Below are 10096 nucleotides of genomic sequence, written 5' to 3'. Positions count from 1 at the left end.
AAGCTTTGCAAGCTTATTTGCACAGGATTCATCGACGGTGTTGCGCTCTGGACTGGGTTGGAAGCCGGGCTTCCTGATCCAGAATTCATGACCTGGGTGCGGGGATTGGCACTCGGCTGTTGCCGATAACCGATGCCCACGATCACGGGTTTGTTGTCCACAATGTTCGTTCTGACATACGCGTTCGGTCCGGCTTGTCGGGCCAGTCGCTCGACTTCCCGCAAGACGTTGTTCATCGAGGCTTCCGAGAGAATAAGCGTATGCCCGGAGATGTCGCCTGGTCGGGACTGCTTGGCGCTTTGAACGGCGGCGGCCTTGATGGTGTCGCTCGCATGGCGCGTGGAATGAGCCGCTCCCAAGACGCTGAACGTCTGGTTGCCTACTACGCCGTCGGCTTTGATCCCGTAATCACGTTGAAATTGTCTAACAGCGGCTTGTGTCTGCGCACCGAATTGACCATCTGCAGCTATATTATAACCTAACGTTCGCAGCTTTTCCTGCACGGCTTTGACGGATTCGCCCTGATCGCCAATGTCGATCATTTTATTGCTGGCATTGGCACGCTGCGCTTGCAGGGCAGTCAGCGCTCGCGCTTCCTGCTCTCTTCGGCTCATTTCCGTTCGAGCCATCCGGCCTAGCGGATCGTTGCTTTGGGCAAGCTTTTTCAAGCTAGTCTGGTCTTCGGCCCGGAACATGCTGTTCAGTTCTTGACTAGCGGTCTTGCTTCCTCGCTGGGCCTTGTCGAGCAATTGTTCCCGCTGCTCCGTGCGCTCAAGCTCCTTCAGGCCCGACTTCGCCCATGCAGCAGCTCCGGGGTTGCTTTGTGTGGCCAGCCGAGTTAAATACTCGCGTTGATTGTGCCGTTTGGCCTGCTCGTCCATTTTGACCAGTTCCTGCTTGGCCCAGGAAGTGCTGCTGCCGCCTTGCTTGACCAGGTTGTTCAGGTACTCGCGCTGATTGGCTTCCGGTGATTGTTTGGCTGACTGGGTGACCTTCGTATCGCTCACTTTCAAATCAATGGATCTTCCGACCGTTTGATAGCTCTGCTGAGCCAAAACAGAGGGCCTTGGCGTCGAGCCAGCGGCAGGAGGAGAAGTCGTACTTGATGTTATCGGTTTCCTGGATGCGATCAAAGATGCCTGGGCTTGTGCTGCGCTGGAAGCGGTTGGCCTATAGGGAGCCTGAGGTGTCTTCGCGGGTGCTGATGTTGCCCGGGGTACGGATAAAGCTGTTGAGGTTGATCTGGAAGCTTGCCTGAATGCCGAGGCAATCAGTGCGGGTGTTGTTCTTGTTTGAAAAATGGGTGGCATAACAACATATCTACCTCCGTGTTTAATAGTAGGTTTCACTCGTCCTTGAATGAAGCTTGGAATTATATACCTGATAATTCAAAACGATATAGTAAACTGTAATCTTTTGTCAATACCATTTCTGCAAATTTCTTTCAATTATCGACAATGCGGTTGAGTTGAGGGTTGTTTAATACTCTATCCACGGCAAGGGTTATGGAAAAATTCATCAATCGCCCGTTCAGCGTGAATAGCTAGTCCCCCGTTTTTCCATACTAAGGAAAAGTGAAGCTTTGCGCTGAAGGGAGCCTGCTCCATGAATAAGCCTTCCAAACGGCAGGGTAAGCCCCGTCGCCGACCTGTATTTCCTATTATAACCGAGAGGTTTCTTCCCCATGTTCTCAAAATGAAAAAGGGGCTGCGATGGGCAGCCGCCGCACTCACCTTACTCGTGCTCGTCATGCTTGGCACGCTTATTTATTTGCGCACGCAATCGCTGCCTGTTTCCTCCATCAGCCAAACGTCGCAAATGCTCGATCTCCACGGCAATGTAATCGATACGTTTCACGCCGGCGAGAATCGCCGCTCCGTGCAGCTCTCTGACATTTCGCACTACGTTGTGGATGCCACCTTGGCGATTGAGGACCGCCGCTTCTTTGATCATCGCGGCTTCGATATGAAGGGAATGGCGCGCGCCGTGATGGTCAATGTCCAAAGCATGTCCGCCCGCCAAGGCGCGAGTACGCTTACGCAGCAGCTGGCCCGAAACTTATATTTGACGCATGAGCGGACCTGGCAGCGCAAGCTCAAGGAAGCGATGTACACCGTTCAGCTTGAGATGAGCTATTCGAAGGACGAAATTCTCGGTATGTACTTGAATCAAATTTATTACGGCCACGGCTCGTACGGCATAGAAGCGGCCGCGATGATGTATTTCAATAAGCATGCCTCCGAGCTGTCGCTCGCTGAGAGCGCCATGCTCGCCGGCATTCCGAAGGGTCCGAAATATTATTCCCCGTATTTGAACATGAAAAACGCGAAGGACCGGCAGCTTACGATTCTGCAGGCTATGCTCGAGGGCGGTTCCATTACATCTGAACAAGCGGACGCCGCCTATGCGGAGGTTCTGAACTTCCAACCGCTTGGAGGCCAGCAGGAGGGCTTTGCGCCGTACTTCCGTGACTATATTCGCTATGTTGCTGTCGATAAACTCGGCATCAACGAGCATTTGTTGTACGAAGGCGGCATAACGATCTATACGACGCTGGATCCCGTCGCACAGGCGGCAGCTGAGAAGGTCATCAAGGAGGGCTTGCCGGAGAGCTCCGGGCAGCAGGCGGCCCTAATTTCGATTGATCCCAGAAGCGGCTATATTAAGGCGATGGTGGGCGGCCGGGATTACAAACAAAACCAATACAATCGCGTCTTCGCGAAAACGCGGCAGCCCGGCTCCTCGTTTAAGCCGTTCCTGTATCTGACCGCGCTGCAGAGCGGCTATATGTCGCCTGTGACCCGCTTCAAGAGCGAGCCGACCGTGTTCTCTTATGATGAAGGCCGCAAAACCTATGAGCCGCATAATTATGGCGACAAATACATCAACGATTACATTGATATGCGCAAGGCGCTTGCCAGCTCGGATAACATTTATGCGGTCAATACGATCATGACCGTAGGCGCCGACAAGGTGATCGAAACAGCCAGAAAGCTCGGCATTGAAAGTCCCATGCAGCCTCTCCCGTCACTTGCGCTCGGTACCTACCCTGTGAGCCCGTTCGAAATGGCCTCCGCGTTCGGCACGTTCGCCAACGGCGGTATCCATGTCGACCCGATTGCCATTATTCGGATCGAGGACCGCAAGGGAGAAATACTATACGAAGCGAAGCGGCATTCGGTGCAGGCAATTGATTCCGCGGAAGCCTATGTTCTGACGAGCTTAATGGAAAGCGTCTTTGACGAAGGGGGAACGGCCCATCGCGTCGCTTCTATATTGAAGCGGCCCGTCGCCGGCAAGACAGGCACGACCCCAACCGACGCTTGGCTTGTCGGCTATACGCCCGAGCTGGCAACGGCCGTATGGGTCGGCTATGACAAGGACCGCAAGCTTACTGTCGCGGAAGCGTACCGGGCAGCTCCGATATTCGCCAAATTTACGGAGCAGGCGCTGGCCGCGGTTCCGCCGAAGATTTTCCCGATACCGGAAGGGGTCGTTCAGGTATACGTTGATCCGGCCAGCGGCAAGCTTGCTGCCGATACTTGCCCGAATAGACGTATGGAAACCTTTCTGGCCGGTACGGAACCGATAGACGTATGCGGCGAGCCCGCTTCAGCGGATGAGGCGGATACGAATGCCGAGAAGGATGAGGCGAAGAAGAATGGGCATCATTCCTGGTGGACGGATTTCAAGCGCTGGTGGACGGACTAAAGCTGTCTGTGCAATCGTGGATTCGACAAATTCAGGGGCTATTTTCATTAGTTAGATTAGCTGAGGCCTTCGCACATTTTTGTCCGATTTATGATCAAAAAGTGAATTTTCTTTGAACATCCGCATATGGTTATGGTATAGTAGCGGTAAGAAAACACTTACAATTGATCGGGAGTGTTCATGATGACAACCAAAACAGCAACAATCAGCCATGCTCAGTCCTCCAAATCGGATGTCAAGCGACTCGTGAAAGCCATGACCGCAATCGCCTGGTCCGTTCTCGGCATCGGCGTTCTGCTCTGCCTTGTTAACCTGAGCCATTTCAGCGACCAGAATGTCGGACTAATGGTCGGCATCGGATTTTTAATCGGAAGCGTTCATATTTATGTCATCGGTACAGCAATTGGGCTCGTGCATGCACGGCTTCATCAAGAGCAGCCGCCGACTTCATTCGAGGACAACTAGCATCCCGGGTGCGCCCGTAAAATCAGAAATGACGTATAAGCTGCCAGCAGCTTATACGTCATTTTTTTGTTGGCATTTGGACGGTTAACGAAGATGGGTGTATATCCGATCCATCATGGCCTTTGCCGAATACTTGCCGTCCACATTGATACGCGGGAGCGCATGCGGGTTCGAACCCTTCCTTATAACTCCCTCTTTGATCGTATACATGAGAGAATGACCCGATGCTGCTGCCTTATTAATGACGGTCTGGTTATAGCTTCCATATGGATAAGTAAGTGCGATTACCTTATTGCCGATATGCTGTTCGATAAGCGACTTCGCCTTTTTCATATCGTTATAAATTCGTTTCTCATAAACAAATTGGCTCTCCAACCGATTATTTACGATAAGACGGGAGATTAGCGCAGGCCTTGTTCTACCTGTGGTAGTGCCATAGTAATGTGATTCATGCGTGTGGTTCTGTATATCAACGTAGCCGGAGCTGTACATCTCTGATGCTTGCTCCCAAGTAAAGTGCGGGTAAATGGAAGGCGTTTTTCCTCTATAGGACGTTACAGCGAAAATGCTTGCATAAAATTGCTCCTGCACGAGGATAGGATACGCCAGCTTATAATTGCTTTCGTAGCCGTCATCAATCGTAATGATAACCGATTTCTCGGGCAGCTTCACGCGCTTGTCTCCCTTCAGAAAGGCTAACAGCTCCTGCTGCCTGATCGATACGAAGCCGTCTGCCTTCAACGCCTGAAGCTGCTTCCTGAACATATCCTTATGCACCGTAACGCTGGTTTGTTCTTCCTTCTTCTCCGTGAAGTGATGATACATTAGCGCGACGATCGTCGGGTTTGTGCTCATCTTCACTTCGATGTCCGGGAGCTCGGCATACTTATAATAGATAGGATAGCCGGATGCGTCATACAATACGAAAATATAGGAGAAGCTGGTTTGGGCTTCTTTATTTAATAGAAAGGAGCCGCCTTGGATTAGCTGATGCGTATACAGCCTCTTAGGCTTTTTTTCGTTGGGCATGCTGCTATTCGGCTCAAGCTTATACCTTTGAAGAAACGCCCTGTGGTCAAAGCTGCCGTCATTCAGCTGCTGTACGGCCTGATGATAAAGCTCTTGCTTATCGAATGACCTTAAGGAGAGGGATGAATACTGCGCCAACTGATTATTTAATAGATTCACATCGACTAGAATATTAATCATTCCATACGCAGGCCTAATAACCTGTATGCCTTCGCTTTCCGCATGCACTTCCATGCGGGGCATTGCGCTTAATGAAAGGAATAGAAAAACCAACATAAATAAGGCAAAACGACGACTGCGCATAAAGACCCCCGAATGATAAAATAGAGCACATTTGAACCTATTGTCTTATATACATGGTGACTTCCGGCTTATGTACAACCTTGTAAGTATATGACAATTGTCTATCATTTGTCTCTATTTTTTTGGTCCCAGGCGCTGCTAGTTTGGCTGTTTCATTGGAAATTTTCGCTTATGTCGAAGCCGTGAACTTTCTATTACAGAAAAAAGACGAATTATTGACGTAATTGTTAACCCCGCAGTTATTGCGGAGCGGATCTGCTATTGTAGTCGTAAGCAGGAATTTGAGGAGTTGAAAATAGATATGAGTCGGTTTATTCGAATGCTTACACCTGTACTTTTTTTGCTAATGGCCCTTACGCTTTCCGGCTGCGGCGAGCAATTCATCGTGCTCGACCCGAAAGGGCCGATCGGCGAGTCTCAAAAAGATTTAATTTATATTTCAACCATACTATGCGCAGTCATCATCGTTCCGGTGCTCATTCTGACGGCCTTTATTGTATGGCGATATCGCGATAAGCCCGGCAGCAAGGCTTCCTATAAACCGAATTGGGAGCATAGCACGAAGCTCGAGATTATATGGTGGGGGATTCCGATTGTGATCATCCTCATTCTGGCTGTCATCACAGTCAAGTACACATATGAGCTTGAGCCCTCCAAGCCGCTCGTTTCAGAGAAGGAGCCCATCACGATTCAAGTCACGTCACTGGATTGGAAGTGGCTGTTCAAGTACCCGGAAGAGAACATAGCAACGGTCAATTACATTAAAATACCGGAGGATGTGCCGGTTAAGTTCCAGCTCACATCCGATACCGCCATGAATTCCTTCTGGATTCCGCAGCTCGGCGGCCAGCTTTACGCCATGTCGGGCATGGCAATGACGCTTTACCTGCAGGCCGACGAGCAGGGCAGTTACTACGGCTCTGGGGCGAACTTTAACGGCAAGGATTTCGCACAAATGACGTTCACGGTGGACGCATCTTCAGAAGAGGAGTACCTTTCCTGGATTGAGGAAGTCAAAGGCAGCGCACCTGCGCTGACGATGGATGGCTTCGAGAAGCTGACGGAGCCCGGCGCATCCGATACACTTTTATTCTCGAGCATCCCAGAAGGCCTGTTCGACAAAATCGTAACGCAGTACGTAAACGGAGACGGCGGCGCGCATCAGCATCACGGCGGCGAAGCAGCCGAGCCTGCCGCAGCAGCGGATGACGATGAGGATGCTTCTGCGGATGCGGGTGAATCGGATGAGTCAGCAGAAAGCAGCGCGGACGGCAACTCTCACCATCATGGGGGACATTAATCGCCCAGGTCCACTGGCATATTTACGTGAGTTTTGCTTCATAAATCGTTAGGAGGTCACCCAATGTTGGACAAAATAAAGGATTTTGCGTCCGAGTTTTTCGTGACAGGCGACCCGCTTATTTTAGGGGCTCAGGTTTCCATCGCTTTATCGCTTGTCGCGATCCTGTTTGTACTCACCTATTTCAAAAAGTGGAAGTGGCTGTGGACCGAATGGTTGACCAGCGTTGATCATAAAAAAATCGGTATCATGTATATTATCGCTTCAATTCTCATGCTGTTCCGCGGCGGTGTCGATGCGCTGCTTATGCGGGTGCAGCTTGCCGTTCCTGAGGTCGAATTTCTAAACGCCGAGCATTATAACCAAATTTTCACGACGCACGGCGTTATTATGATTTTGTTCATGGCGATGCCGCTCATGTTCGGTTTGTTCAACATCGTCGTCCCGCTGCAGATCGGCGCGCGCGACGTGGCCTTCCCGTTCCTGAACTCGCTTAGCTTCTGGATGTTTTTCTTCGGCGCCATGCTGTTTAACGTATCGTTCATTATCGGCGGCTCGCCGGATGCAGGCTGGCTCGCTTATCCGCCGCTATCCCAGCTGTCTGGCAGTCCCGGTCTTGGCCAGGACTTCTATATTTGGGGCATACAAATTTCGGGTATCGGCTCCTTGGCGACAGGCATTAACTTTGTCGTGACGATTCTGAAAATGCGTGCGCCGGGCATGAAGCTGATGCAAATGCCTATGTTCGTATGGTCGGTGCTGTCATCGTGTATTACGATTATGTTCGCTTTTCCAATCTTGACGGTTACGTTGTTCCTGCTGTTCCTCGACCGCTATCTGGGCGCGCACTTCTTCACGCTCGACGGCGGCGGAAATCCGATGATGTATATCAACCTCATCTGGATGTGGGGACACCCTGAGGTGTATATCGTTATCCTGCCGGCATTCGGGATCTTCTCCGAGATCGTGTCGGCTTTCTCGAAGAAAAAGCTGTTCGGGTACAAATCGATGGTATTCGCCCTTATGTCGATCAGCTTCTTCTCCTTCTTCACCTGGGCGCATCACTTCTTCACGATGGGCTCCGGCGCTAATGTCAACGCGTTCTTCGCCTTAACGACGATGCTTATTGCGATACCGACCGGGGTGAAGGTGTTTAACTGGCTGTTCACGATGTACCGCGGCCGCATTACATTCCCCACTCCAATGATGTGGACGGTCGCGTTCATCCCTTGCTTTGTCGTCGGGGGGATGACGGGCGTGCTGCTTTCCGTCGCGCCGGCCGATTTCCAGTTCCACAACAGCTACTTCCTGATCGCACATTTCCACCAGGTGCTGATCGGCGGCGTCGTGTTCGGATATTTCGCGGGTCTCTATTACTGGTGGCCGAAAATGTTCGGCTTCCGCCTGCATGAAGGGCTCGGCAAATGGGCATTCTGGTTTTGGAACATCGGCTTCTACGTCTGCTTCATGCCGCAATATGCGCTTGGCTTAATGGGTATGACGCGGCGCGTGAATGAGTACAACTTCGACATGGGCTGGCAGCCGCTTAACGTGATTTCCACGGTCGGTGCATTCCTGATGGGCGCGGCGTTTATTTTCCAAGTATGGCAAATCGCTCACAGCATTAAGTTTTACAAGAAAGAGAAGGACGGAGACGCTTGGGATGGCCGCACGCTCGAATGGTCGATTCCTTCGCCTGCGCCGCTCTACAACTTTGCGCGTTTGCCGCAGGTTACGCATCAAGACGATTGGTGGGAGGAAAAGCAGCGCATCACCGCAGGCGAGCCTGCCAAACCGCTCGCACCGCTTGAGCCGATTCATATGCCGAAAAATTCAGGCATTCCGTTCATCATGTCGGTATGCTGGTTCACCGCCGGCTTCGGCTTCGTATGGGATTGGAAGTGGATGATTATCCCAGGTCTGATCGGCGTAGCCGTATGCATGCTTATCCGTTCGTTCTCCTACGATACCGACTATTACATTCCGGTTGACGAGATTGAACGTACGGAAGCCGCGTTAAGGGGGACAAAATAATGGCAAATGCAGTTTCTACTCCAGCAGGAGCGCATGGCGGACACGGTGCCGGTCACGGCGGCGGTCACCATGACGGGCATCACGACCAAGAGTCGATGAAGACGTTCGGCTTCTGGCTGTTTCTAATAACCGACGTTATTTTATTCGGTACGTTGTTCGCGACCTTCGTCGTCCTCCGTCTGAACACAGACGGAGGACCGACCGGTGCCGAATTGATCGAAATGAACGGCATTATTATCTCGACGTTTATTTTGCTGACGAGCAGCTTTACGAGCGGGATTGCAGTTCTCGAGATGAACAAGGGCAACAAACGCGGCCTCATCCTGTGGCTGGCGATTACCGCGCTGCTTGGCGCATCGTTTATCTATTTGGAAGTAACCGAGTTTATACACCTGGTGCATGAAGGTGCGAACATCGGCACAAGCGCTTATTGGTCGGCCTTTTTCACCTTGGTCGGTACGCACGGTTTGCACGTCTCGGTCGGCCTTGTCTGGATGATTGCGCTGATGCTGCAGCTGCGTCGCCGCGGCATCACCCCGGTCACGAAGCGCAAGGTGAACATTATCAGCTTGTACTGGCACTTCTTGGACGTCGTATGGATCTTCGTATTTACGATCGTTTACTTGATGGGGGTGATGTAGGATGGAAAAGCATAACACGCATGCAGGTTCAGGCGACGCTCATGACGCTCATGGCTCCCACGGCGGATCGATGAAGTCCTACGTCATTGGCTTTTTGTTCTCGATCATTCTAACGGTCATTCCGCTTGTCATCGTCATGAATGACCTATTGAACAAAACCGCAACAACCGTGCTCATTCTCGTGATGGCCGTTCTCCAGTTCGCGGTGCAGCTCATCTTCTTCATGCATATTCGCGATGAAGAGAAGCCGCGCTTCAATCTGATGGCGCTCATCTTCGGCCTCGTCATCCTGCTGACGATCGTCGCCGGCTCGATCTGGATTATGACTTACAACGCGGTTGCGACTTAAACCGACAAAAGGCTGAGCCTAGGTTCCCATAACCTCGGCTCAGCCTTTTATATGTTGGATTTGCACACTACCTTTGCTCTCCCGAGCCACCTTGGCACACTATGTTGGATTTGTCCACTAAATTTGCTCTCCCGAGCCACTTTTTTATTGGGTAATTCTTTTCCAACATTGAACTACCCCTTCTTAAAATCAATTGATTTTTGAAGAAGGGGATTCCTAAGAACTTCACCCTAACGGGCAAATATATGGATTAGGCTATCCCCG

Annotated in this window: 9 protein-coding genes; 7 read left to right on the top strand and 2 right to left on the bottom strand. The window is 51.3% G+C overall.

Annotated features, from left to right (window positions below; translation table 11 throughout):
* Positions 1-1007: peptidoglycan-binding domain-containing protein (locus L1N85_RS26000; protein WP_235241927.1), on the bottom strand; the 1007-nt coding region annotated here is incomplete at its 3' end.
* Positions 1008-1102: 95 nt separating this feature from the next.
* On the opposite strand from L1N85_RS26000, the gene L1N85_RS25995 reads away from it, so the two are divergent.
* The 3 genes from L1N85_RS25995 to L1N85_RS25985 all read left to right on the top strand — a co-directional run bounded on the left by L1N85_RS25995 (position 1103) and on the right by L1N85_RS25985 (position 4176).
* A complete protein-coding gene (locus L1N85_RS25995; protein WP_235241926.1) occupies positions 1103-1258 on the top strand; it encodes a hypothetical protein in 156 nt (51 codons plus the stop codon).
* A 347-nt stretch (positions 1259-1605) separates the two neighbouring features.
* On the top strand, positions 1606-3711 hold the full coding sequence (locus L1N85_RS25990) for a transglycosylase domain-containing protein (protein WP_235241925.1): 2106 nt from the start codon (positions 1606-1608) through the stop codon (positions 3709-3711).
* Positions 3712-3891: 180 nt separating this feature from the next.
* Entirely contained in the window at positions 3892-4176 is a 285-nt protein-coding gene (locus L1N85_RS25985) for a hypothetical protein (protein WP_235241924.1), read from the top strand.
* An 84-nt stretch (positions 4177-4260) separates the two neighbouring features.
* Here L1N85_RS25985 and L1N85_RS25980 read toward each other — a convergent pair whose 3' ends face one another.
* Positions 4261-5508, bottom strand: a complete 1248-nt coding sequence (locus tag L1N85_RS25980) for a polysaccharide deacetylase family protein (protein WP_235241923.1) — start codon at positions 5506-5508, stop codon at positions 4261-4263.
* Positions 5509-5809: 301 nt separating this feature from the next.
* Between L1N85_RS25980 and cyoA the strand changes: the two genes are divergently transcribed.
* The 4 genes from cyoA (at position 5810) to cyoD (ending at position 9832) form a co-directional block, all read left to right on the top strand.
* Entirely contained in the window at positions 5810-6808 is a 999-nt protein-coding gene (gene cyoA / locus L1N85_RS25975) for a ubiquinol oxidase subunit II (RefSeq protein ID WP_235241922.1), read from the top strand.
* 63 nt (positions 6809-6871) lie between these two features.
* Complete coding sequence (locus tag L1N85_RS25970; protein ID WP_235241921.1) at positions 6872-8842, top strand: cbb3-type cytochrome c oxidase subunit I; 1971 nt, start codon at positions 6872-6874, stop codon at positions 8840-8842.
* Positions 8842-9483 (top strand): cytochrome o ubiquinol oxidase subunit III, encoded by a 642-nt coding sequence (cyoC, locus tag L1N85_RS25965; protein WP_235241920.1) that lies wholly within the window; start codon positions 8842-8844, stop codon positions 9481-9483. Before L1N85_RS25970 ends, cyoC begins: the two co-directional genes overlap by 1 nt.
* Before the next feature lies 1 nt (position 9484).
* Positions 9485-9832, top strand: a complete 348-nt coding sequence (gene cyoD, locus L1N85_RS25960; protein WP_235241919.1) for a cytochrome o ubiquinol oxidase subunit IV — start codon at positions 9485-9487, stop codon at positions 9830-9832.
* The last annotated feature ends 264 nt before the right edge of the window (positions 9833-10096 follow it).

Source organism: Paenibacillus alkaliterrae (genome assembly GCF_021532375.1).
GTDB lineage: Bacteria > Bacillota > Bacilli > Paenibacillales > Paenibacillaceae > Pristimantibacillus > Pristimantibacillus alkaliterrae.
The sequence above is the reverse complement of the archived record's forward strand: the minus strand, read 5'-3'. Positions and strand labels throughout refer to the sequence as shown.